The organism is Pseudomonas sp. Irchel 3F3 (assembly GCF_900187545.1).
Classification (GTDB): domain Bacteria; phylum Pseudomonadota; class Gammaproteobacteria; order Pseudomonadales; family Pseudomonadaceae; genus Aquipseudomonas; species Aquipseudomonas fortuita.
Genome location: NZ_FYDS01000006.1, coordinates 129,836 through 154,666, shown reverse-complemented (window position 1 = coordinate 154,666; position 24,831 = coordinate 129,836). Strand labels below are relative to the sequence as shown.

Sequence of the window (24,831 nt, the reverse complement as noted above, 5' to 3'; positions counted from 1 at the left end):
CGTTTTTGTTTACACGGTATGCAGGTACCAGTTGTACTCGAGGTCGGAGATCGAGTGCTCGAACTCCTCCAGCTCGCTTTCCTTGCACGCGACGAAGATGTCGATGTACTTCGGATCGATGTACTTGTTGAGGATCTCGCTGTCGTCCAGCTCGCGCAAGGCATCGCGCAGGTTGTTCGGCAGGCTCTGCTCCAGCTGCTCGTACGAGTTGCCTTCGATTGGCTTGCCCGGCTCGATCTTGTTGGTCAGGCCGTGGTGCACGCCTGCCAGCACGGCCGCCATCATCAGGTACGGGTTGGCGTCGGCGCCGGCGACCCGGTGCTCGAGGCGCACGGCATCTGCCGAGCCTGTTGGCACCCGCAGCGCTACGGTGCGGTTGTCCAGGCCCCAGCTTGGCGCGTTCGGAACATAGAACTGCGCGCCAAAGCGGCGGTACGAGTTGACGTTCGGGCAAAGGAACGCCATGGACGCGGGCAGGGTCTCGAGCACACCGCCGACAGCGTGACGTAGCGCGGCGTTCTGCTCGGGATCCTCGCTGGTGAAGATGTTGTGGCCATCTTTGTCCAGCACGGAAATGTGTACATGCAGGCCGTTGCCTGCCTGGCCCGGGTAGGGCTTGGCCATGAAGGTGGTATCCATTTCATGGTCGTACGCAATGTTCTTGATCAACCGCTTGAGCAGTACTGCGTAGTCACAGGCCTTGAGCGGGTCGGGGACGTGGTGCAGGTTGACTTCGAACTGCGCCGGGGCGCTTTCCTTGACGATGGCGTCGGCCGGGATGCCTTGTTCTTTCGCGCCTTCGAGGATGTCCTGCAGGCAGTCGGCATATTCGTCGAGGTCGTCGATCAGGTACACCTGGGTCGACTGCGGGCGTTTGCCCGAAATTGGCGAGCGCGGCGGCTGCGGGCGGCCGTTCACGTTCTCCTGGTCGATCAGGTAGAACTCCAGTTCGAATGCAGCGCAAATGGTGAGGCCCATCTCGTCGAACTTGCTCACCACCTGACGCAGCACTTCACGAGGGTCGGCGAAGAACGGCTCGCCTTCGATCTCGTGCATGGTCATCAGCAGTTGGGCAGTGGGGCGCTTTTGCCACGGCTCGTTACAGAGCGTGTCGGGGATCGGGTAGCAGATGCGGTCAGCATCGCCAATGTCCAGGCCAAGCCCGGTACTTTCGACGGTGGAACCGTTGATGTCCAGGGCGAAGAGGGAGGCCGGCAGGTTGATGCCTTTCTCGTAAACCTTGTGGAGGCTGGTGCGCTCAATGCGCTTGCCGCGCACCACACCATTCATATCTGCAATCAGAAGGTCAACGTAGAGAACCTCAGGATGTTCCTTAAGGAACGCGTTCGCTTCGTTAAGCTGAACGGCACGCGGGGGTACCGACATGATGCAACACCTTTGTTGTTAAAAATATCAATCAAGGGGGGCTTGCAGGACCAGTCAATCGAAAAGCCATACTGATGTCAAGCCAACCCCATGATGCCCTGAAATGGCACATCTACGGCAGATTTGCTGCAAATCGGGGCGTGCCATTATCCGCTATTTCACCTGCAAAGGGGTATCTCAAGCGTGCCGTCTTTTATTTTTTACGCGGGTGTTGTGTAAAAAAATGAACAAGGCTAAGCTCGGTCACAACCCAGAACACAATAATACGAGGGTCACATGGTCCGCTTGCCGCGACCTGAAAGCACTGCCTGCGCAGTGCCAACGGGTACCTCTGTCGTTTTTGCAAGCTTCGTCAATGGCGTGGTCGCCCTGGCCGCAATAATTGACGTTTGGCGTCTACGGTCCTGGCCTCGAAGCGGCTTGCCGCCTTTCACTTCGTCTTCCTGCCCTTCCAACTCATTATGGACACACTTGTTTTCAGTGTATCCACTGCGGCGCTGCGCGGGGGTTTTTGCTTTAGCAATCTACTCCATCCAGAATCAACGTGCGGCCCACCTTACCTCCTGAGGTATTTATGAGTAACAACCTCGACCAGCTCACCGATTGGTTGAAAGAGCACAAGATCACCGAAGTCGAATGCATGATCAGTGACCTGACCGGCATCACGCGCGGCAAGATTTCGCCCACCAACAAATTCATCGCTGAAAAAGGCATGCGCCTGCCCGAGAGCGTGCTGCTGCAGACCGTGACTGGCGACTACGTCGACGACGACATCTATTACGAACTGCTCGACCCGGCCGACATCGACATGATCTGCCGCCCCGACGAGAACGCCGTGTTCCTGGTGCCGTGGGCCATCGAGCCGACAGCGCAGGTGATCCACGACACCTACGACAAGAAGGGCAACCCGGTCGAACTGTCGCCGCGCAACGTGTTGAAGAAAGTCCTCAAGCTCTACGCCGACAAGGGCTGGCAGCCGATTGTCGCGCCCGAGATGGAGTTCTACCTGACCAAGCGCAGCGAAGACCCGGACTTCCCGTTGCAGCCCCCGGTAGGCCGTTCGGGCCGCCCGGAAACCGGCCGCCAGTCGTTCTCGATCGAAGCCGCCAACGAATTCGACCCGCTGTTCGAAGACGTGTACGACTGGTGCGAACTGCAGCAGCTGGACCTGGACACGCTGATTCACGAAGACGGCACGGCGCAGATGGAAATCAACTTCCGTCACGGCAACGCCCTGCACCTGGCCGACCAGATCCTGGTGTTCAAGCGCACCATGCGCGAGGCTGCACTCAAGCACAACGTGGCCGCCACCTTCATGGCCAAGCCCATGACCGGCGAGCCGGGCAGTGCCATGCACCTGCACCAGAGCGTGGTCGACCTGGCCACTGGCAAGAACATCTTCAGCAATGAAGACGGCAGCATGAGCGAGCTGTTCCTCAACCACATTGGTGGCTTGCAGAAGTTCATCCCCGAGGCGCTGCCGCTGTTCGCCCCCAACGTCAACTCGTTCCGCCGCTTCCTGCCCGACACGTCGGCGCCGGTGAACGTGGAGTGGGGCGAAGAAAACCGCACTGTCGGCCTGCGCGTACCGGATGCCGGCCCGCAAAGCCGCCGGGTCGAGAACCGCCTGCCGGGCGCTGACGCCAACCCTTACCTGGCCATTGCCGCCAGCCTGCTGTGTGGCTACATCGGCATGGTCGAAGGCATCGAGGCCAGCGCGCCGGTGCAGGGCCGTGGCTACGAACGCCGCAACCTGCGCCTGCCGCTGACCATCGAAGATGCCCTGGAGCGCATGGAAAACAGCCGTGCGTTGGTGCAGTACCTGGGCAAGAAATTCATTACCGGCTACGTCGCCACCAAGCGCGCCGAGCACGAGAACTTCAAACGCGTCATCAGTTCCTGGGAGCGTGAGTTCCTGCTGTTCGCTGTCTGATAAACCCTGGGGCCGCTGGAGCGCGGCTGTCGAACAACGGAGAAGCACATGAGCGTCAACAACCCGCAAACCCGTGAATGGCAAACCCTGAGCGGGGAGCACCATCTCGCACCTTTCAGTGACTACAAGCAGCTGAAGGAGAAGGGGCCGCGCATTATCACCAAGGCCCAGGGCGTGCATTTGTGGGACAGCGAGGGGCACAAGATCCTCGACGGCATGGCGGGCCTGTGGTGCGTGGCGGTCGGCTACGGCCGTGAAGAGCTGGTGCAGGCGGCAGAAAAGCAGATGCGCGAGCTGCCGTACTACAACCTGTTCTTCCAGACTGCTCACCCGCCTGCGCTGGAACTGGCCAAGGCGATCACCGATGTGGCGCCCGAAGGCATGACCCATGTGTTCTTCACCGGCTCCGGCTCAGAAGGCAACGACACCGTGCTGCGCATGGTGCGTCACTACTGGGCGCTGAAGGGCAAACCGCACAAGCAGACCATCATCGGCCGTATCAACGGCTATCACGGCTCCACCTTCGCCGGTGCTTGCCTGGGCGGCATGAGCGGCATGCACGAGCAGGGCGGCCTGCCGATCCCGGGCATCGTGCACATCCCGCAGCCGTACTGGTTCGGCGAAGGCGGTGACATGACCCCGGATGCGTTCGGTGTCTGGGCGGCCGAGCAGCTGGAGAAGAAAATCCTCGAAGTGGGCGAAGACAACGTCGCCGCCTTCATCGCCGAGCCTATCCAGGGCGCAGGCGGCGTGATCATCCCGCCAGAAACCTATTGGCCGAAGGTGAAGGAGATTCTTGCCAAGTACGACATCCTGTTCGTTGCCGACGAAGTCATCTGCGGTTTCGGCCGTACCGGCGAATGGTTCGGCTCTGACTATTACGACCTCAAGCCCGACCTTATGACCATCGCCAAGGGCCTGACCTCCGGTTACATCCCCATGGGCGGTGTGATCGTGCGTGACAAAGTGGCCAAGGTCATCAGCGAAGGCGGTGACTTCAACCACGGTTTCACCTATTCGGGTCATCCGGTCGCGGCCGCGGTGGGCCTGGAAAACCTGCGCATCCTGCGCGACGAGAAAATTGTCGAGAAGGCGCGCACTGAAGCGGCACCGTATTTGCAAAAGCGTTTGCGTGAGCTGCAGGACCACCCGCTGGTGGGTGAAGTCCGTGGCCTTGGCATGCTCGGCGCGATCGAGCTGGTCAAGGACAAGGCCACCCGCAGCCGTTACGAGGGCAAGGGTGTGGGCATGATCTGCCGTAACTTCTGCTTCGAAAATGGCCTGATCATGCGCGCGGTGGGTGACACCATGATCATCGCGCCGCCGCTGGTGATCAGCCATGCGGAGATCGACGAGCTGGTGGAAAAGGCGCGCAAATGCCTGGACCTGACGCTCCAGGCGATCAACTGAGCACCTGCTAGGCTAGCGATGTGACATTAAGTCGTTACAACGCCCTGCTTTCCTTGATACAGGGCCTTGTAACTTGCCAGACTAGCGACTGTTTCAGTCGCCGCGCGCTCTGCACCGTGGGTCCTGGCTGCTGAACGGAAGGCTAAACAAAAATTCTGGAGCATTACGCATGAAGAAAATGGGCAAGACGTTGCTGGCCGCCGCCCTTATGGGTGCCATGGCCTCCGCTGTTCAGGCTGAAGACAAGGTGTTGAACGTCTACAACTGGTCGGACTACATCGCGCCGGACACCATCGCCAAGTTCGAGAAGCAGACCGGTATCAAGGTCAAGTACGACGTCTTCGACAGCAACGAAACCCTCGAAGCCAAGCTGCTGGCAGGCAAGTCGGGCTACGACATCGTGGTGCCGTCCAACAACTTCCTGGCCAAGCAGATCAAGGCGGGTGTTTACGAGGAGCTGGACCGTTCCAAGCTGCCGAACTGGAAGAACCTCGACCCCGACCTGCTCAAAGCCGTTGGCGATGCCAGCGACAAGGACAACAAGCACGCCTTCCCGTACATGTGGGGCTCGATCGGCATCGGCTACAACCCGGAGAAGGTCAAGGCCGCGCTGGGCGTGGACAAGATCGACTCGTGGGACGTGGTGTTCAAGCCTGAGAACATCGCCAAGCTCAAAAGCTGCGGTGTGAGCTTCCTCGATGCACCGACCGAAATGATCCCGGCCGCGCTGCACTACCTGGGCCTGCCGAGCAACAGCACCAAAAAAGAAGACCTGAAGGCCGCCGAGGACCTGTTCCTCAAGATTCGTCCTTCGATCACCTACTTCCACTCGTCCAAGTACATCGGCGACATGGCCAACGGCAACATCTGCGTGGCGGTCGGTTACTCGGGTGACCTGGAGCAGTCCAAGGCCCGCGCCCACGAAGCTGGCGACAAGGTGAAAGTGGACTACGTCATTCCGAAAGAAGGCGCCGGTACCTTCTATGACATGGTCGCCATCCCCAAAGATGCCGAGCATAAAGACGCCGCCTATCAGTTCATGGACTTCCTGATGCAGCCGGAAATCATGGCCGAGATCACCAACGCCGTGCGCTTCCCGAACGGCAACCAGGCTGCCACTGCGCTCGTGAACAAAGACATCAGCGGTGACCCGAGCATCTACCCGCCTGCCGAAGTGAAGAAGCAGCTGTACGCGATCGCTGCGCCTGACGCTTCTGTGCAGCGTGTAATCACCCGCAGCTGGACCAAGATCAAATCGGGCAAATAAGCCCTATGCGACACCTCTGGGCCGGGCTTTACCGGCCCAGAGCCAGTGAAAGGCAATTGTTGATTGCGGCATCGAAGCTGCGAAGGTAAGTTGCGCGCCGGTTTTGCGTGTGCGGCAGCATTGTCGCGACCCAGGCACTGATTGTGAGGAGCACCCACTTGTCTATTTCTGTATACCGCAAGGCCTTGATGGCTGGTGCGGGCCTGACGCTGGCATGCAGCGTCCAAGCGGCGCCTACGGTGCACTTCTACAACTGGTCCGACTATATCGGCCCGACCACACTCGCGGACTTCGAGAAAGCAACGGGCATCAAGCCCGTGCAGGACGTGTTCGATTCCAACGAAACTCTGGAAGGCAAGCTGCTGGCCGGTAATACCGGCTATGACGTGGTGGTGCCGTCCAACCATTTCCTCGGCAAGCAGATCAAGGCGGGCGCGTTCCAGAAGCTCGACAAGAACCTGCTGCCCAATTATTCCAACCTGGACCCTGGGTTGATGAAGCGCCTGGAAAAGAACGACCCGGGCAACCAGTACGCCGTGCCTTACCTGTGGGGCACCAACGGCATCGGTTACAACGTCGACAAGGTGAAGGCCGCGCTGGGCGTGGACACCATCGACTCCTGGGCCGTGCTGTTCGAACCCGAGAACATGAAGAAGCTCTCCAAGTGCGGCGTGGCCTTCCTCGACTCGGCGGACGAAATGCTGCCGGCGGTACTCAACTACATGGGGCTCAACCCCAACAGCACCGACCCCAAGGATTATGCAAAAGCGGAGCAGAAGCTGCTGGCCGTGCGCCCGTACGTGACCTACTTCCACTCGTCCAAGTACATCACCGACCTGGCCAACGGCGACATCTGCGTCGCGGCAGGCTTCTCCGGAGATGTGTTCCAGGCCAAGGCCCGCGCTGAAGAAGCGAAGAAGGGTGTGAACCTGGCCTATGCCATTCCCAAGGAAGGCGGCAACCTCTGGTTCGACGTGCTGGCGATCCCCAAGGATGCCAAGAACGTCAAAGAGGCCCACGCCTTCATCAACTATTTGCTGAAACCTGAGGTTATCGCCCAGGTCAGTGATTACGTCGGTTACGCCAACCCGAACCCCAAGGCTGGCGACCTGATGGACCAGGCCGTGAGGACTGACGCCGCGGTATACCCACCGCAGGAAGTGCTGGACAAGATGTTCGTCAACAGTGAGTTGCCACCCAAGGTGCAACGTTTGATGACCCGCAGCTGGACCAAGGTCAAGTCGGGCAAGTAACAATCCAGGCCCGCCGCAAAGCAGGGGCGGGCACACAAATCTTGTTGGGAGTTTCACTCATGGCAGTTGCCTCCGGTGCCTATAAGAAAGCCCTCGAGGGTGGCCAGCAACCCAAGCAGGTGCTGGTCAAGATCGACCGGGTCACGAAAAAATTCGACGAAACCATCGCCGTAGACGATGTGTCGCTGGAAATCCGCAAAGGCGAGATCTTTGCCCTGCTGGGTGGCTCCGGTTCTGGCAAATCGACCTTGCTGCGCATGCTGGCCGGCTTCGAGCGCCCGACCGAAGGGCGAATCTTCCTCGATGGCGTCGACATCACCGACATGCCGCCCTACGAGCGGCCGATCAACATGATGTTCCAGTCTTATGCACTGTTCCCGCACATGACCGTGGCGCAGAACATCGCCTTTGGCCTGCAGCAGGACAAGATGCCCAAGGCCGAGATCGATGCCCGCGTGGAGGAGATGCTCAAGCTGGTGCACATGACCCAGTACGCCAAGCGCAAGCCGCACCAGTTATCCGGTGGCCAGCGTCAGCGTGTGGCCCTGGCCCGCTCGCTGGCCAAGCGCCCCAAGCTGCTGCTGCTCGACGAGCCGATGGGGGCGCTGGACAAGAAACTGCGTTCGCAGATGCAGCTGGAACTGGTGGAGATCATCGAGCGGGTGGGCGTGACCTGCGTGATGGTGACCCACGACCAGGAAGAGGCCATGACCATGGCCCAGCGCATTGCCATCATGCACCTGGGCTGGATTGCCCAGATCGGCTCGCCCGTGGACATTTACGAAACGCCGACCAGCCGCCTGGTGTGCGAGTTCATCGGTAACGTCAACCTCTTCGAAGGTGATGTGGTCGATGATGCCGAAGGCTACGCGATCATTGCCAGCCCGGAGCTTGAGCGCAAGATCTACGTGGGCCATGGCATCACTACTTCGGTGGAAGACAAGCACATCACCTACGCCTTGCGCCCGGAAAAGCTGCTGGTAACCACCAAGCAGCCGGATTTCGAGCACAACTGGTCGCGCGGCAAGGTGCATGACATCGCCTACCTGGGTGGCCACTCGGTGTTCTACGTGGAGTTGCCGAGCGGCAAGGTTGTGCAGTCGTTCGTCGCCAACGCCGAGCGCCAGGGTACCCGCCCGACCTGGGGCGATGAAGTGTACGTGTGGTGGGAAGACGACAGCGGCGTGGTACTGCGGTCATGAAATTGCGCAAGCTCAAGCGAGCCTTCCAGCGCCTCACCCCGCGGGGGCGGCACGTGGTGATCGGCGTGCCGTTCATCTGGCTGTTCCTGTTCTTCATGCTGCCGTTCTTCATCGTGCTGAAGATCAGCTTCGCCGAAGCCGACGTGGCGATCCCGCCGTATACCGAGATCTACAGCTACGTCGAAGACAAGATCCAGTTGGTGCTCAACCTGGCCAACTATGGCTTGTTGACCGAGGATGAGCTGTACCTCTCGGCTTACCTGGGCTCGTTGAAGATGGCTTTCTTCAGCACCCTGCTGTGCCTGCTGATCGGCTTCCCGATGGCCTACGCCATTGCCAACGCCAAGAAGGAAACCCAGACCGTCCTGCTGCTGTTGATCATGATGCCGACATGGACCGCGATCCTGATCCGCGTCTATGCCTGGATGGGTATCCTGAGCAACAACGGCCTGCTCAACGGCTTCCTGATGTGGACCGGGTTGATCGACCAGCCGCTGCAGATCCTCAACACCAACCTGGCGGTGTACATCGGCGTGGTCTATTCGTACCTGCCGTTCATGATCCTGCCGCTGTTCGCCAACCTGGTGAAGCATGACCCGAGCCTGCTCGAGGCTGCATCCGACCTGGGCTCGAGCACTTTCAACAGCTTCTGGAAGATTACCGTTCCGCTGTCGAAGAACGGCATCATCGCCGGCTGCATGCTGGTGTTCATCCCGGTGGTGGGCGAGTTCGTGATCCCAGAACTGCTCGGCGGCCCGGAAACCCTGATGATCGGCAAGGTGCTGTGGCAAGAGTTCTTCAACAACCGTGACTGGCCGGTAGCTTCTGCGCTGGCGGTAGTGATGCTGGCGATCCTGATCGTGCCGATCCTGCTGTTCAACCGCAGCCAGGCCAAAGAAATGGAGGGCCGCGCATGAAACGCTTCAGTTTCTCCAAGCTGATGCTGGTGCTTGGCTTGCTGTTCATCTACCTGCCGATGCTGATCCTGGTGATCTACTCGTTCAACGCCTCCAAGCTGGTGACGGTGTGGGGGGGCTGGTCGATCAAGTGGTACGTCGGCCTGCTCGACAACACCCAGCTGATGGGTTCGGTGATGCGCTCGCTGGAAATCGCCTGCTACACGGCGGTGGCAGCGGTGGCGCTGGGTACCCTGGCGGCCTTTGTGCTGACCCGGGTCACCCGCTTCAAGGGCCGCACGCTGTTCGGTGGCCTGGTCACTGCGCCGCTGGTAATGCCTGAAGTGATCACCGGTCTGTCGCTGTTGCTGCTGTTTGTGGCCATGGCGCAGATGATCGGCTGGCCCCAGGAGCGCGGCATCGTCACCATCTGGATTGCCCACACCACGTTCTGTGCAGCGTATGTGGCGGTAGTGGTGTCGGCACGCCTGCGTGAGCTGGACCTGTCGATCGAAGAAGCGGCGATGGACCTGGGTGCCAAGCCGTGGAAGGTGTTCTTCCTGATCACCATCCCGATGATCGCGCCATCGCTGGCAGCAGGCGGCATGATGTCGTTCGCGCTGTCGCTGGACGACCTGGTGCTGGCCAGCTTCGTGTCCGGCCCGGGCTCGACCACCTTGCCGATGGAGGTGTTCTCGGCAGTGCGCCTGGGCGTGAAGCCGGAGATCAACGCCGTGGCCAGCCTGATCCTGCTGTCGGTGTCGCTGGTGACCTTCTTTGTCTGGTACTTCAGCCGCCGCAGCGAAGAGCGTCGTCGCAAGGCGATTCAGCAGGCGATCGAGGAAGGCGCTGCGGCCAACGCTTCGCAGCCGCAGGTCAAGCGCCCGACACAGGTGGCTGCGTCGGCCTGACCCGGCCCTTTCGCGGCGGTTCGGCCCTTTCGCGCCGAACCGCCGCGAAGGCTCCAGCATCGAATCAAAGCCATACTGCATCCCAGTGTGGATATTCCCGGACACTTCTGACCAATCCAGCCCTCAATGGATTGGCAACAATGTACCGGGCTACATGCACCATGCTTTCCTCCCTTCTCAATGACCGGTCCTGATACCCAGGCTGCCATACCGGGTCATGCTTAACCCCTGCCTGATGTAATGCGAGACTGGAGCGGGACTTGAACCTGCGCATCAGGGTAGCCAGTGTTGTTCCTTTCAGCTCGATCAGCCAATGCAGATGGTCTGGCATCAGCACCCACGCCAGTGAGCGGCAGGCGTGCTCTTGATCGGCTTGCCGCAATTGGTGAATGACTAACCGGGCATGGTGGAAGTCATCGAATAGCGGCTTGCGCTGATGGGTAACAGTGGTCAGCAGATACAGCCTGCCAAGTTCTGAATAGCGACCACGACGAAGCAGATGGGATTGGGCCCTGGGCATCAGGTTCTTCCTTGAATAGAGATCAACATCCCAAGGTAGTGGCTGTGTTGCACCCCCAGGGAAGCAGATGATTTCTGGATATGGCAGGACCGGCCCTTTCGCGGGTGAACCCGCTCCCACAGGTACTGCACAGGATTCAGCCTATGCACGATCTCTGTGGGAGCGGGTTCACCCGCGAAGAGGCCGGCACAGGCTGTGAAAATGCCGAACTGATCCGCGTCAGTGATGTTTATCGAACCCTGAACTACGCTCACAGTCGCATTCCACAAATCATTTGTGCACAAGCAAGGAGCCAGCATGGCGTTGATACGTCCGTTGTCGGTCGTCTGCCTGGGGCTGCTTTACATGCTCACTGGCTGTAGCAAGGAAGAGGTCCCCGAGACGCTGCCTCGGGTTGGTGTGCAGCAGGTCCAGCCCACCGACTTCGCTGCCCGGGTTACCCTGACCGGCGACGTACAGGCGCGGGTGCAGACCGACCTGTCATTCCGGGTTGGCGGCAAGATCATTTCGCGCAGCGTGGACGTGGGCGATCACGTGAAGGCCAACCAGGTGCTGGCCCGGCTGGACCCGAAAGACCTGCAGAACAACGTCAACTCGGCTAAGGCCGAGGTGTTTGCCGCGCAGGCGCGGGTTACCCAGACCAGCGCGGCCTTTGTGCGCCAGCAAAAACTGTTGCCCAAGGGCTACACCAGCCAGAGCGAGTACGATTCCGCCGAAGCCGCGCTGCGCAGTAACCAGAGCGCGCTCAAGGCCGCCCAGGCGCAACTGGCTAACGCCAACGAACAACTCAGCTATACCGCACTGGTCTCCGAGGCCGCCGGGGTCATCACCGAGCGCCAGGCCGAGGTTGGCCAGGTGGTGCAGGCGACCATGCCAATCTTCAGCCTGGCCACTGACGGCGACCGCGATGCAGTGTTCAACGTCTACGAATCACTGCTGGTAGCGCCGCCCAGCGATGCGGGGGTGATCGTCAGCCTGCTGGACGACCCCAAGGTCCAGGCGCATGGCTTCGTGCGCGAGATCACGCCCACGGTGTCTGCGCAAAGCGGCACGGTGCAGGTCAAGGTAGGCCTGAAGGACGTACCAGCAGGTATGCAACTGGGCGCACCCGTGACCGCCACCACCAATGCTCAGGGCCGGCCCAGCATCGAGCTGCCGTGGTCGGCACTGACCAAGGCCCTGCATGACCCCGCCGTGTGGGTGGTGGGCGAGGGCGACAAGGTGGAATTGCGCAAAGTCGAAGTCAGCCGTTACCTCACCGGCAAGATTGTGGTCGCCAGTGGCCTGAAGGGTGGTGAAACCGTGGTGGTCACGGGTGGGCAGCTGCTGCACCCCGGCATGCAGGTGCAAAAGGTCGACGCCAAGGCCCAAGGGGGTGAGCTATGAAGCGCCTGCTGCTGATGCTGTCGGCCGGCGTATTGCTGGCTGGCTGCAGTAGCGAGGAAGAGGCCCCCGAGCCGGTTCGGCCGGTGCTGTCGGTCAAGGTCGAACCCCAGGTACAGGCGCAACTGGGCCGCTTCGCCGGCAGTATCCAGGCGCGTTTCGAAAGCACCCTGGGCTTCCGGGTTTCCGGGCGCATTGCCCGGCGCTGGCTGGATGTGGGCGCCCAGGTGAAGCCCGGCGACACCTTGGCCACCCTCGACCCCACCGACCAGCAGAACCAGCTGCGCGCCGCCGAAGGCGACCTGGCCAAGGTGCAGGCGCAGTGGATCAACGCCCAGGCCGATGCCCGTCGCCAGCAACAGCTGTATGACCGTGGCGTTGGTGCCCAGGCCCAGCTGGATATCGCCCAGACCAACCTGAAAACCACCAGTGCGGCGCTGGAGCAGGCGCGCTCTGCGCTCAGCCAGGCTCGCGACCAGCTCGACTACAGCACCTTGCGCACCGACCACGCCGCCGTGATCACCGCATGGCAGGCCGAAGCCGGGCAAACCGTTACGGCCGGCCAAGCGGTGGTGACCTTGGCCCGACCGGATGTGAAAGAAGCGGTAATCGACCTGCCGATCGGGCTGGCTGAGCAGTTGAGCAAAGGCCTGACCTTCACCGTTGCCTCGCAACTCGACCCGACCATCAGCACCACGGCCAGCCTGCGCGAACTGGAACCCCAGGCCGACGCCACCACCCGTACCCGCCGCGCCCGCCTGACGCTGGCCGGCACGCCAGCGGCGTTCCACCTGGGCACTGCCATCAGCGTGACCCTGAGTTCTGAAGTGACGCCTCGTAGCGAGCTGCCCTTGAGCGCGTTGCTGGAGCGTGACGGCAAGACCCAGGTGTGGGTGATCGATACGCAGCAGAAGACCGTGGCAACCCGTGACGTGGAGCTGATCGAGCGTACCGCCGACAGCATCGTGCTGACGTCAGGCGTGCAGCCCGGCGAGCGCGTGGTTACCGCGGGTGTGAACAGCCTCAAGCCTGGCCAGAAGGTCACCTTCGACGAGGATGCGCAATGAAAGGAAGCTTCAACCTCTCCGAATGGGCGCTCAAGCACCAGTCATTCGTGTGGTATCTGATGTTCGTTGGCCTGCTGATGGGGATTTTTTCGTACTTCAACCTCGGGCGCGAGGAAGACCCGTCATTCACCATCAAGACCATGGTCATCCAGACCCGCTGGCCCGGTGCGACCCAGGACGAAACCCTGTACCAGGTCACCGACCGCATCGAGAAAAAGCTCGAAGAACTCGACTCGCTCGACTACACGAAGAGCTACACCCGCCCCGGTGAATCCACGGTCTACGTCTACCTGCGCGACACCACCAAGGCCAAGGACATTCCGGATATCTGGTACCAGGTGCGCAAGAAGATCCAGGACATTCGTGGCGAATTCCCGGCGGGTATCCAGGGCCCGGGTTTCAACGACGAATTCGGTGATGTATTCGGCTCGATCTACGCCTTTACCGCCGACGGCCTGACCTTGCGACAACTGCGTGACTACGTGGAACAGGCCCGGGCCGAGGTGCGCGATGTGCCCAACATCGGCAAGATCGAGCTGGTCGGCACTCAGGACGAAATGCTGTACCTGAACTTCTCCACCCGCAAGCTGGCCGCCCTGGGCATTGACCAGCGCCAGGTGATGCAGGCCCTGCAATCGCAGAACGCGGTGACCCCGGCTGGCGTCATCGAGGCCGGCCCGGAACGTATTTCGGTGCGTACCTCCGGCCAGTTTGCCTCGGAAAAGGACCTGCAAACCGTCAACCTGAGGATCAACGACCGCTTCTTCCGCCTGGCCGACATCGCCGACATCGAGCGCGGATACGTCGACCCGCCTTCACCGATGTTCCGCTACAACGGCCAGACGGCGTTGGGCCTGGCCATCGGCATGAAGGCCGGTGGCAATATCCAGGTGTTCGGTGAGGCGCTGAAAAAGCGCATGGACAAAGTGGTCCAGGACTTACCGATAGGTGTCGGCGTACACACCGTGTCGGACCAGTCCGTGGTGGTCAAGCAAGCGGTCGGCGGCTTTACCAGTGCGCTGTTCGAGGCAGTGGTGATTGTGTTGGCCGTCAGTTTTGTCAGCCTCGGCGTGCGTGCGGGCCTGGTGGTGGCCTGTTCGATCCCGCTGGTGCTGGCCATGGTGTTCGTGTTCATGGAGTACAGCGGCATCACCATGCAGCGGATATCGCTGGGGGCGTTGATCATTGCGCTTGGCCTGCTGGTGGACGATGCGATGATTACCGTGGAGGTGATGGTCACGCGGCTGGAAATGGGCGAAAGCAAGGAGCAGGCGGCGACATTCGCCTACACCTCCACAGCCTTTCCCATGCTGACCGGCACCTTGGTGACCGTGGCGGGTTTTGTGCCTATCGGCCTGAACGCCAGCTCCGCGGGTGAATACACCTTCACCCTGTTCGCGGTCATCGCCGTGGCCCTGATCGTGTCTTGGGTGGTGGCAGTGTTCTTTGCGCCGGTGCTAGGGGTGCATATTCTCAAGAGCGACAAGGTCAAGGCCCATGAGGCTGAGCCTGGCCGTGTCGGGCGGGCATTTGAAGGCGGGTTGCTGTGGTGCATGCGCAACCGCTGGTTGACCATCATCGGTACCGTGGTGCTGTTCGCGCTGGCGCTCTTTTGCATGCGCTTCGTGCAGAACCAGTTCTTCCCGTCCTCGGACCGCCCGGAAATTCTCGTCGACCTCAACCTGCCACAGAACGCCTCGATCGAGGAAACGCGCAAGGTGGTCGACCGCTTCGAGGCGCGGATCAAGGACGACCCGGACCTGGTGCACTGGAGCACTTACATTGGTCAGGGTGCGGTCCGCTTCTACCTGCCCCTCGACCAGCAGTTGCAGAACCCTTACTACGCGCAGCTGGTGATTGTCAGCAAAGGCTTCGAAGAGCGCCAGGGCATGATGGAGCGTTTGCAGAAGATCCTGCATGAAGAGTTCGTCGGCATTGGCTCCAATGTGCAGTCGCTGGAAATGGGCCCGCCTGTAGGGCGGCCGATCCAGTACCGGGTCAGTGGTCCTGATATCGATCAGGTGCGCAAGCACGCGATCGAACTGGCCACCTTGCTTGACCAGAACAAGCACATCGGCGAGATGATCTACGACTGGAACGAGCCGGGTAAGGTGCTGCGGGTGGAAATCGCCCAGGACAAGGCACGCCAGCTGGGGCTGTCGTCGGAAGACGTGGCCAATGTGATGAACAGCATCGTCAGTGGCGTGCAGATCACCCAGGTCAACGACAACATCTACCTGGTGGACGTGGTCGCGCGGGCCGAAGACAGTGAGCGCGGCTCGCCCGATACCCTGCAGAACCTGCAGATTCTCACCCCCAATGGTACTTCGATCCCGCTGCTGTCATTCGCTACCGTGCGCTACGAGCTGGAGCAGCCGCTGGTGTGGCGCCGGGATCGCAAGCCGACCATCACCCTCAAGGCTTCGGTCACTGGCGAGATCCAGCCCACCGACCTGGTGGCACAGCTCAAGCCGAAGATCGATGAGTTCGCCAGCCAGCTGCCGGTCGGTTACGAAGTGGCCACTGGCGGTACGGTGGAGGAGAGCAGCAAGGCCCAGGGCCCGATCGCCAAGGTCATTCCGCTGATGCTGTTCCTGATGGCGACCTTCCTGATGATCCAGCTGCACAGCGTGCAGAAGCTGTTCCTGGTGGTCAGCGTGGCGCCGCTGGGGTTGATCGGTGTAGTGCTGGCGCTGGTGCCCACCGGTACCCCGATGGGCTTCGTGGCGATCCTCGGCATCCTGGCGCTGGCGGGCATCATCATTCGTAACTCGGTGATTCTGGTGACCCAGATCGACGAGTTCGAAGCCCAGGGCTTCTCGCCTTGGGATGCGGTAGTGGAAGCCACCAACCATCGTCGGCGGCCGATCCTGCTGACTGCGGCGGCGGCGAGCCTGGGCATGATCCCGATCGCCCGCGAGGTGTTCTGGGGGCCGATGGCCTACGCCATGATTGGCGGGATCATCGTGGCAACGCTGCTGACGCTGCTGTTCCTGCCGGCGCTGTATGTGGCCTGGTACAAGATTCGCGAGCCGCAGAAACAAAACTGAAGCCTTGTACGGACCCTGTGGGAGCGGGTTCACCCGCGAATGCGACGGTAGCTCCACCCTCGCATTCGCGGGTGAACCCGCTCCCACAGGGCTTTGCGTCGGCTGCAGAATCGCGATTTTGATTTGGTTATATAAACATTCTTAAACAGTATTTTTAAGAATAACTCCGCCTCACTACTATTGCCCTCAAGCCAGGCGCAAATCCCCTTCAAACCTCTGCCCGGCACCCTCACTCCAAGGAGAACGAGCATGAGTGCATCTCTGCGTAGCATCGACGGTCAGGACGAAGCCACCATTCTGCGTGAAATCCAGAGCGCTTTGCGCGACCTGCGGTTTGGTGCGGTGGAGATCACTGTGCACAACGCTCAGGTCGTACAGATCGAGCGCAAGGAGAAGTTCCGCCTGCAACAGCCCGGCAACAAGTCCGGCTGAGCACGCCCTACATCCAAAATTAGAAAAATGCCAATCGGGAGCTTCACCATGTCCATCCGCCGTTATGCGCTCGCCGCCCTGGCCAGTGCTGTTTTTGCCGGTTCCGCCATCGCCAAGGACTACGAACTGCTGAACGTGTCCTACGACCCGACCCGCGAGCTGTATCAGCAGTACAACGCCGAGTTCATCAAGCACTGGCAGCAGGCCCACCCGGGCGACAAGGTGAAGATCCAGCAATCCCATGGCGGCTCGGGCAAGCAGGCCCGTGCGGTGATCGACGGCTTGCGCGCCGACGTGGTGACCCTGGCCCTGGCCGGCGACATCGACGAAGTTGCCAAGCTTGGCAAGACCCTGCCGGACAACTGGCAGACCCGTCTGCCGGACGCCAGCACCCCGTACACCTCGACCATCGTGTTCCTGGTGCGCAAGGGCAACCCGAAAGGTATCAAGGACTGGGGCGACCTGATCAAGAAGGACGTTTCGGTCATCACCCCCAACCCGAAGACTTCCGGCGGTGCGCGCTGGAACTTCCTGGCCGCCTGGGCCTATGGCCTGAAGACCGGTGGTAGCGAAGACAAGGCCAAGGCCTACGTGCAGGAGCTGTTCAAGCACGTACCGGTGCTGGATACCGGCGCCCGTGGCTCGACCATCACCTTCGTCAACAACGGCCAGGGCGACGTGTTGCTGGCCTGGGAAAACGAAGCGTTCCTGGCGCTGAAGGAAGACGGTGGCGCCGACAAGTTCGACATCGTCGTACCTTCGCTGTCGATCCTGGCCGAGCCGCCAGTGGCGGTGGTGGACAAGAACGCCGAGAAGAAGGGCAATACCGAAATTGCCACCGAATACCTCAAGCACCTGTACAGCCCGGCCGGCCAGAAGATTGCCGCCGAAAACTTCTATCGCCCGCGTGACGAGAAGGTCGCTGCCGAGTTCGGCAAGCAATTCCCGAAACTGGACCTGGTAACCATCGACAAGGACTTCGGTGGCTGGAAAACTGCACAACCCAAATTCTTCAATGATGGCGGTGTGTTCGACCAGATCTATCAGGCACAGTAAACGCCAAGGAAAAGCGGGGGCCGCCTTGCGGCCCATTCGCGGCACAAGGCCGCTCCCACAAAGAGCCGCGATCCCCTGTGGAACCGCGATCCCTGTGGAAGCGGCCTTGTGCCGCGAATGGGCTGCAACGCAGCCCCAGGATTCAAAAGCTTGCACCGGCCCGGGGTTGATTCCGGGCTTAGTGCGTTCAACCAGGGATACTTATGTCACGTCGTATTTCCCCCGTCATACCCGGCTTCGGGCTGACGCTGGGCTACACCTTGGTGTACCTCAGCCTGATCGTGCTGATACCGCTGGCCGCCATGTTCATTCATGCCTCGCAGCTGACCTGGGAGCAGTTCTGGAACATCATCAGTGCGCCGCGGGTGATCGCCGCACTCAAGCTGAGTTTCGGCACCGCCCTGTTCGCCGCCATCATCAACGGGGTGATCGGCACCCTGCTGGCCTGGGTGCTGGTGCGCTACACCTTCCCGGGGCGCAAGATCATCGACGCGATGATCGACCTGCCGTTCGCCCTGCCCACCGCCGTTGCCGGTATCGCCCTGACCGCCCTGTACGCGCCTGCGGGCTGGGTTGGCCAGTTTGCGACCGACCTTGGCTTCAAGATTGCCTACACCCCGTTGGGCATCACCCTGGCGCTGACCTTCGTCACCTTGCCGTTCGTGGTGCGCACGGTGCAGCCGGTGCTGGCCGACATCCCGCGTGAAGTGGAAGAGGCCGCTGCCTGCCTGGGGGCCAAACCGCTGCAGGTGTTCCGCCATATACTGGCGCCAGCGCTGCTGCCGGCCTGGCTCACCGGCTTTGCCCTGGCCTTCGCCCGCGGTGTGGGCGAGTATGGTTCGGTGATCTTCATTGCCGGCAACATGCCGATGAAGACCGAGATCCTGCCGCTGCTGATCATGGTCAAGCTCGACCAGTACGACTACACCGGCGCGACCGCCATCGGCGTGCTGATGCTGGTGGTTTCCTTCATCCTGCTGCTGCTGATCAACCTGCTGCAGCGCCGCATCGAAACCCCTTGAAGGAGGCCGGCATGTCCAGTTCATCCCTGAGTGCAAGCGCCGCCGCCAACGCCGCCCGCCGTGGCAGTGCTACGTCGCGGCGCATTCTTATCGGCCTTGGCTGGCTGGTGTTCGCCCTGTTCCTGCTGCTGCCGCTGGTGATCGTGGTGTCGCAGGCGCTGAAGAACGGTTTTGGCACCTTCTTCGAGGCGATCTTCGAGCCTGACGCCTTGTCGGCGCTGAGGCTGACCCTGCTCGCTGTAGCCATTTCGGTACCGTTGAACCTGGTGTTCGGTGTCAGCGCCGCCTGGTGCGTCAGCAAGTACACGTTCCGTGGCAAAAGTATCCTGGTCACCCTGATCGACCTGCCGTTCTCGGTATCGCCGGTAATCGCCGGCCTGGTCTACGTGCTGATGTTCGGCGCGCAGGGCCTGTTCGGGCCTTGGCTGCAGGACCATGACATCCAGATCGTCTTCGCCCTGCCGGGCATCGTCCTGGCGACCATCTTCGTCACCGTGCCGTTTGTGGCCCGTGAGCTGATCCCGCTGATGCAAGAACAGGGCACGCAAGAAGAGGAGGCTGCGCGCCTGCTGGGCGCCAATGGCTGGCAGATGTTCTGGCACGTGACCTTGCCCAACATCAAATGGGGCCTGATCTATGGCGTGGTGCTATGTACTGCACGGGCCATGGGCGAGTTTGGCGCGGTGTCGGTGGTGTCGGGCCACATTCGTGGCGTGACCAATACCTTGCCGCTGCATGTGGAGATCCTCTACAACGAGTACAACCACGTCGCGGCCTTCAGCGTGGCCAGCCTGTTGCTGATCCTGGCGCTCTTCATCCTGCTGCTCAAGCAGTGGAGCGAGAACCGTATTAACCGCCTGCGCCACAGCGCCGCGGAGGAATGATTCATGTCGATCGAAGTTCGTAATGTCAGCAAGCGCTTCAACAGCTTCCAGGCCCTGAACAACATCAACCTGGACATCAACAGCGGCGAGCTGGTGGCGCTGCTTGGCCCGTCCGGCTGTGGCAAGACCACCCTGCTGCGCATCATTGCCGGCCTGGAAACCCCGGACCAAGGCAACATCGTGTTCCATGGCGAGGATGTGTCCGGCCACGACGTGCGTGACCGCAACGTCGGTTTCGTGTTTCAGCACTACGCGCTGTTCCGCCACATGAGCGTGTTCGACAACGTCGCCTTCGGCCTGCGCATGAAGCCCAAGGGCGAGCGCCCGAGCGAGAGCAAGATCGCCGAGAAAGTGCACGAGTTGCTGAACATGGTGCAGCTGGACTGGTTGTCCGACCGCTACCCGGAGCAGTTGTCTGGCGGCCAGCGTCAGCGTATTGCCCTGGCCCGCGCCTTGGCAGTGGAGCCCAAGGTGCTGCTGCTGGACGAGCCGTTCGGTGCGCTGGACGCCAAGGTGCGCAAGGAGCTGCGGCGTTGGCTGGCGCGGCTGCACGAGGACATCAACCTGACGTCGGTGTTCGTCACCCACGACCAGGAAGAGGCCATGGAAGTGGCTGACCGCATCGTGGTCATGAACAAGGGCGTGATCGAGCAGATCGGCTCGCCGGGCGAGGTGTACGAGCAGCCGGCCAACGATTTTGTCTACCACTTCCTGGGCGACTCCAACCGCCTGGCGCTGAGCGAAGGGCACCATGTGCTGTTCCGCCCGCATGAGGTGTCGTTGTCACGGCATGAGACCGAAGGGCACCATGCTGCCGAGGTGCGGGATATCCGGCCGTTGGGCGCTACCACGCGGGTAACGTTGAAGGTGGAAGGGCAGAGCGAGCTGATCGAGGCCGAGGTGGTCAAGGACCATGACAGCCTGACCGGGTTGGCGCGGGGAGAGACGTTGTTCTTCCGGCCGAAGGTTTGGCAGAAGGTGGCGGATATCTGATCTGCCCTTGATGATGAGAAGCCCGGGCTTGGTCTCGGGCTTTTTTATGCCTGTCGGATTGCCGGGGCTGCTCCGCAGCCCATCGCGACACAAGGCCGCTCCCACAGGGAACTGCAATTTCCTGTGGGAGCGGCCTTGCGTCGCGATCGAGGGCGCAGCCCTCGCGGCAATCTCATGCCTTACGCGAATATTTTGCATGCCCCCAATGCATAGCCTTTAGCCATGAAAGCCGCAGCCTACGCAATCCGTGGCTTTCACGGACCCCCTCAAAAACAATATTCAATTCAGTTCTAACCATAATTTTAAACATTACTTTAAGAGATAAGCCTCTGGCCCCGATGATTCAGCCACACACCTGAATCGAGACCCCAGGAGTTTGATCAATGGGTAATGTCCAGTCGGCCGTCAGGGCCTACGACCAGCCATGGCGCCCGGCCCCGGGTGACCTGGTCGAGCTTGGACGCACGCTTCGCCTCCCGCTTGGCCAGCTGCGCCTGCAACGCACGCCCGTCAGCGGTCTCAAGCGCCGCGACAAGCTGGTGTTGGGCCTGCTGGTGCTGGCCCTGCATGGCGCCGCAGCGTACTGGGTCAGCCAGGCGCCAACCCCCGAACTGCCGGTGGTGCCGCCACAGGTGCCGCCCATGACTATCGAATTTGCTGCGCCTGCACCGCCTGTGGTCGAGCCTCCGCCGCCAGCGCCCGCGCCGCCCGTGGTCGAGCCACCACCGCCACCACCGGTAGTCGACGAACTGGCCGCCAAGCCCAAACCCAAGCCAAAGCCCGTGCCTAAGCCTGTGGTCAAGCAAGCGCCCAAGCCACAGCCCAAGCCGGTCGAGGCACCACCGCCAGCGCCGGTGGCCGCCCCCGCACCGCCTGCGCCTGCGCCACCCGCGCCGGCCCCGATAACCCCGGCATCGGCCAACGCCGCGTACCTGAAGAACCCGGCACCGGAATACCCGCAAATGGCCCAGCGCCGTGGTTGGGAAGGCACCGTGCTGTTGCGCGTAGAGGTGCTGCCCAGCGGCAAGCCCGGGCAGATCCAGGTACAGAAAAGCAGTGGCCGTGACGCCCTCGACGCTGCCGCGCTGGCCGCGGTCAAGCGCTGGAGCTTCGTACCCGCCAAGCAGGGCGATGTGGCCCAGACCGGCTGGGTCAGCGTGCCGATCGATTTCAAGCTTCGCTAACTATTTCGCAGAACACAGGAAGACATCATCATGAGCCTGCTGGCATCCCCTCTCGAATCCGTTGAAAGCGCAGTCATCTGGCTGCTGGTCGGTTTTTCTGTCGTCACATGGGGCCTCGCCCTGGTCAAGGTTGCGCAGTTCGTGCGGCTTAAAAACCAGGACAAGCGCTTTCACAAGCAGTTCTGGGCTGCCTCCAGCCTGGACTCGGCCGCTGAACTCAGCCATGAGCTGCCCGGGCCGGCTGCCCGCGTTGCCCAGTCCGGCTACGCCGCGATTGCCGTTGGCGATACCCAGGCCAACGACCTGAGCCACGCCATCAACCACCAGGACCGTCTGGAGCGCGCCTTGCGCCAGCAGATCGTGCGTGAGCGCCGCTCGCTGGAAACCGGCCTGGCGGTGGTCGCGAGTATCGGCAGCACCTCGCCCTTCATCGGCCTGTTCGGCACCGTGTGGGGCATCATGGAAGCGCTCAAGGGCATCAGTGCGGCCGGCTCCGCCAGCCTGGAAACCGTCGCCGGGCCCATCGGTGCGGCACTGGTGGCTACCGGTGTGGGCATCGCCGTCGCGGTGCCTGCGGTGCTGGTGTACAACTACTTCCTGCGTCGCCTCAAGCTGACCGCCGCCGACCTGGATGACTTCGCCCACGACTTCTACAGCCTGGCGCAGAAGAGTGCCTTCCGCGTGCTGGTGCACCCCGCTGTGCAAAAACCCCAGGCTGGTTTCACCCAGCCGGTAAAGGAGGCGTCCTGATATGGCCTTTTCGACCCAGGACAGCGACGAAGTCCTCAGTGAAATCAACGTCACGCCCTTGGTAGACGTCATGCTGGTGTTGCTGGTGGTGTTCATCGTCACCGCGCCGCTGCTGACCAATGCCATCCCCATCAACTTGCCCAAGACCGAGGCCGTTGCCCCGGTGGAGCAGAAGGACCCACTGGTGGTCAGCATCGACGGCGAGGGCAAGCTGTTCATCAACAAGGACCAGATCCAGCCCGACCTGCTGGAAACCAACCTCAAGGCCGCCAAGGACAAGGACGCGAACGTTCGCGTGCAACTGCAGGCCGATGACGGCGTGAACTACGGCGAAGTGGCGCGGGCCATGGCAGCCATCGAACGTGCGGGGATCAGCAAACTGGCGGTGATCACCGCGCGCTGATGGCAGCAAAACTTCTTCAGGCAAGTGACTCACGCAAGTGCGTTGGGGCCATATCTCTTGGCAGGGGTAGGCCCTTTTTTTTTGCCTGTGAGGGCCCTGTCGCCGGCAAGCCAGCGCCCCCAGGTATTGTGCTGCCCTCAGGCTTTGTGCAGTCCCTGTGAGAGCTGGCTTGCCGGCGATAGGGCTATCGGCATAAATTACATATAGTTATTAATAAATAGCTTCTTATTCCTTTACGAATATAACTCCCTCCCTATACTTGTCTCCAAGCACGCAAACTTACTGGAGGCGTCCCCATGCGCAATGAGTCTATTCGTTACCTGATTGTGCCGGGCTGGCAAGGATCGCCAGACAACCATTGGCAGAGTCACTGGCAGCGTACCCTGCCCAACAGTGCGCGGGTCGAGCAGCACGACTGGCTCACCCCGCAACGTCAGGACTGGGTGCGGGCGCTGGAGCAGGCGGTTGCCGCCGAGCGTGCGCCGGTGATCCTGATTGCCCACAGCCTTGGCTGCATCACTGTCGCCCATTGGGCCGCGCAGGCCAGCCCGGCCTTGCTGCGCAGGGTGCGTGGTGCACTGCTGGTGGCGCCGGCAGACGTCGAGCGCCCCACCTGCGCGCCAGCCCTGCGTAACTTTGCGCCGATCCCTGGCGAAGCGCTGCCGTTTCCCAGCCAGGTAGTCAGCTCGGACAACGATCCGGCCGTGAGCGTGCCGCGGGCGCTGTACCTGGCCCAGGCATGGGGCGCCGAAGCGGGGTTGCTGAGCAATGCCGGGCACATCAACGTCAAGTCCGGGCATGAGCGCTGGGAACAAGGCTTCGCCTACTTGTATCGCTTGCAGAGCCGGGTTGAGCAGCGCGCACTGCGTCGCGCCTGACACCCCTTGCTGTTTACCGTTTACCTGACGCCCGGCCATTGCAGGCCTGGGGCGGGAGTTCGTCATGACGCTTCAACACCCGTTTGGCCAGCCACTGCTGACCTTCCCTGAGCTGGACAAAAGCCCGCTGAGCATCCGTGCCAAGGCCTTGGTGTTCATCGACCCGCGTTCGCAGCAGTTGCGTGAAGACCTTGAGCGTCTGGCACCGCAACCCTTGCCCGTGCTGATCCGGGGCGAAACCGGCACCGGCAAGGAACTGCTGGCCCGGCAGATCCATCGTGCCAGCGACCGTGGAGGGCTATTCGTGTCGGTCAACTGTGCGGCCATCAGCCCCACTTACGCCGATGCCGAGCTGTTCGGCTATAGCGCCGGCAGCCATGGCGGTACGGCCAGCAGCCGCGCCGGCTGGTTCGGTTCGGCCAACGGCGGCACGCTGTACCTGGATGAGATTGCCGACTTGCCGCTGGCCATCCAGGGCAAGCTGCTGGCGGCCCTGGAAAACCGCGAGGTCACCCGGGTGGGCGCACAGCAGCCACAGCCGGTGGATGTGCGCCTGGTCGCCGCCACCAGCATCGACCTGGCGCGCGTGGTACGTGCCGGGCGTTTCAACGAGCGCCTGTACCAGTACCTGCGCGAGGGTGCGCTGGAACTGCCGCCACTGCGCGAGCGGCCGGGCGATATCCTGCCGCTGGCCGAGTATTTTGTGGGCATCTACAGCGCGCGTCTGCAGCGGCCTGTGCCATTGGTAAGCGAGGCTGCGCAGCAGGTGCTGGAAGCGCATTTCTGGCCTGGCAATACCCGCGAACTGGAGAACGTCATTCACTTTGCCTTGCTGGTGAATGACGGCGCGGAGATCCAGCCTGAGGACCTCGACTTGCCCAACACCGCGGGCTAGACATCGCTCACAAGCAAAGTGGCTGGTGGCATTTTGTTTTTGGAATAAGCAGCTAA

22 protein-coding genes are annotated in these 24,831 nt (G+C 61.5%); 20 read left to right on the top strand and 2 right to left on the bottom strand.

Features of this window, described 5'->3' with window-relative positions:
* Positions 1–9: 9 nt before the first annotated feature.
* Complete coding sequence (locus CKW35_RS14385) at positions 10–1,386, bottom strand: glutamine synthetase family protein (RefSeq protein ID WP_016489728.1); 1,377 nt, start codon at positions 1,384–1,386, stop codon at positions 10–12.
* Between the two features lie 574 nt (positions 1,387–1,960).
* On the opposite strand from CKW35_RS14385, the gene CKW35_RS14375 reads away from it, so the two are divergent.
* From CKW35_RS14375 to CKW35_RS14345, 7 genes are all read left to right on the top strand, one after another.
* Positions 1,961–3,319, top strand: coding sequence for a glutamine synthetase family protein (locus tag CKW35_RS14375; RefSeq protein ID WP_016489727.1), 1,359 nt, complete (start codon positions 1,961–1,963; stop codon positions 3,317–3,319).
* 48 nt (positions 3,320–3,367) lie between these two features.
* Positions 3,368–4,729, top strand: a complete 1,362-nt coding sequence (locus CKW35_RS14370; protein WP_016489726.1) for an aspartate aminotransferase family protein — start codon at positions 3,368–3,370, stop codon at positions 4,727–4,729.
* A gap of 169 nt (positions 4,730–4,898) precedes the next feature.
* A complete protein-coding gene (locus tag CKW35_RS14365) occupies positions 4,899–5,996 on the top strand; it encodes a polyamine ABC transporter substrate-binding protein (protein WP_016489725.1) in 1,098 nt (365 codons plus the stop codon).
* A gap of 158 nt (positions 5,997–6,154) precedes the next feature.
* Complete coding sequence (locus CKW35_RS14360) at positions 6,155–7,249, top strand: polyamine ABC transporter substrate-binding protein (RefSeq protein WP_016489724.1); 1,095 nt, start codon at positions 6,155–6,157, stop codon at positions 7,247–7,249.
* A gap of 59 nt (positions 7,250–7,308) precedes the next feature.
* Complete coding sequence (gene potA, locus CKW35_RS14355; RefSeq protein WP_016489723.1) at positions 7,309–8,451, top strand: polyamine ABC transporter ATP-binding protein; 1,143 nt, start codon at positions 7,309–7,311, stop codon at positions 8,449–8,451.
* Positions 8,448–9,368: an ABC transporter permease subunit gene (locus CKW35_RS14350; RefSeq protein ID WP_016489722.1), complete on the top strand. Its 921-nt coding sequence runs from the start codon at positions 8,448–8,450 to the stop codon at positions 9,366–9,368. The genes potA and CKW35_RS14350 overlap by 4 nt, the downstream gene beginning before the upstream one ends.
* The gene (locus CKW35_RS14345; protein ID WP_016489721.1) at positions 9,365–10,258 is read left to right on the top strand and encodes an ABC transporter permease subunit; all 894 of its coding nucleotides are present in this window, start codon (positions 9,365–9,367) and stop codon (positions 10,256–10,258) included. Before CKW35_RS14350 ends, CKW35_RS14345 begins: the two co-directional genes overlap by 4 nt.
* 64 nt (positions 10,259–10,322) lie before the next feature.
* Here CKW35_RS14345 and CKW35_RS14340 read toward each other — a convergent pair whose 3' ends face one another.
* Positions 10,323–10,778: a transposase gene (locus CKW35_RS14340; RefSeq protein ID WP_023047984.1), complete on the bottom strand. Its 456-nt coding sequence runs from the start codon at positions 10,776–10,778 to the stop codon at positions 10,323–10,325.
* Positions 10,779–11,075: 297 nt separating this feature from the next.
* On the opposite strand from CKW35_RS14340, the gene CKW35_RS14330 reads away from it, so the two are divergent.
* From CKW35_RS14330 to CKW35_RS14270, 13 genes are all read left to right on the top strand, one after another.
* Positions 11,076–12,164 (top strand): efflux RND transporter periplasmic adaptor subunit, encoded by a 1,089-nt coding sequence (locus CKW35_RS14330; RefSeq protein WP_016489719.1) that lies wholly within the window; start codon positions 11,076–11,078, stop codon positions 12,162–12,164.
* Complete coding sequence (locus CKW35_RS14325) at positions 12,161–13,228, top strand: efflux RND transporter periplasmic adaptor subunit (RefSeq protein WP_070086383.1); 1,068 nt, start codon at positions 12,161–12,163, stop codon at positions 13,226–13,228. Before CKW35_RS14330 ends, CKW35_RS14325 begins: the two co-directional genes overlap by 4 nt.
* The gene (locus tag CKW35_RS14320; RefSeq protein ID WP_095116193.1) at positions 13,225–16,278 is read left to right on the top strand and encodes an efflux RND transporter permease subunit; all 3,054 of its coding nucleotides are present in this window, start codon (positions 13,225–13,227) and stop codon (positions 16,276–16,278) included. Before CKW35_RS14325 ends, CKW35_RS14320 begins: the two co-directional genes overlap by 4 nt.
* A 249-nt stretch (positions 16,279–16,527) precedes the next feature.
* Positions 16,528–16,710: a sulfur starvation response protein OscA gene (gene oscA, locus CKW35_RS14315; protein ID WP_016489716.1), complete on the top strand. Its 183-nt coding sequence runs from the start codon at positions 16,528–16,530 to the stop codon at positions 16,708–16,710.
* A gap of 48 nt (positions 16,711–16,758) precedes the next feature.
* Positions 16,759–17,766, top strand: coding sequence for a sulfate ABC transporter substrate-binding protein (locus CKW35_RS14310; protein ID WP_016489715.1), 1,008 nt, complete (start codon positions 16,759–16,761; stop codon positions 17,764–17,766).
* 203 nt (positions 17,767–17,969) lie between these two features.
* Positions 17,970–18,788: a sulfate ABC transporter permease subunit CysT gene (gene cysT / locus CKW35_RS14305; RefSeq protein WP_012274724.1), complete on the top strand. Its 819-nt coding sequence runs from the start codon at positions 17,970–17,972 to the stop codon at positions 18,786–18,788.
* An 11-nt stretch (positions 18,789–18,799) separates the two neighbouring features.
* Positions 18,800–19,672 (top strand): sulfate ABC transporter permease subunit CysW, encoded by an 873-nt coding sequence (gene cysW, locus CKW35_RS14300; RefSeq protein ID WP_016489714.1) that lies wholly within the window; start codon positions 18,800–18,802, stop codon positions 19,670–19,672.
* Between the two features lie 3 nt (positions 19,673–19,675).
* A complete protein-coding gene (locus tag CKW35_RS14295) occupies positions 19,676–20,665 on the top strand; it encodes a sulfate/molybdate ABC transporter ATP-binding protein (protein ID WP_016489713.1) in 990 nt (329 codons plus the stop codon).
* Between the two features lie 383 nt (positions 20,666–21,048).
* Entirely contained in the window at positions 21,049–21,849 is an 801-nt protein-coding gene (locus CKW35_RS14290; RefSeq protein WP_012274721.1) for an energy transducer TonB, read from the top strand.
* Between the two features lie 30 nt (positions 21,850–21,879).
* Entirely contained in the window at positions 21,880–22,599 is a 720-nt protein-coding gene (locus CKW35_RS14285; protein ID WP_016489712.1) for a MotA/TolQ/ExbB proton channel family protein, read from the top strand.
* Position 22,600: 1 nt separating this feature from the next.
* Positions 22,601–23,002, top strand: coding sequence for a biopolymer transporter ExbD (locus CKW35_RS14280; RefSeq protein ID WP_016489711.1), 402 nt, complete (start codon positions 22,601–22,603; stop codon positions 23,000–23,002).
* 296 nt (positions 23,003–23,298) lie between these two features.
* On the top strand, positions 23,299–23,880 hold the full coding sequence (locus CKW35_RS14275; protein WP_016489710.1) for an alpha/beta hydrolase: 582 nt from the start codon (positions 23,299–23,301) through the stop codon (positions 23,878–23,880).
* Between the two features lie 64 nt (positions 23,881–23,944).
* Positions 23,945–24,775, top strand: coding sequence for a sigma 54-interacting transcriptional regulator (locus tag CKW35_RS14270; RefSeq protein ID WP_016489709.1), 831 nt, complete (start codon positions 23,945–23,947; stop codon positions 24,773–24,775).
* Positions 24,776–24,831: the final 56 nt, after the last annotated feature.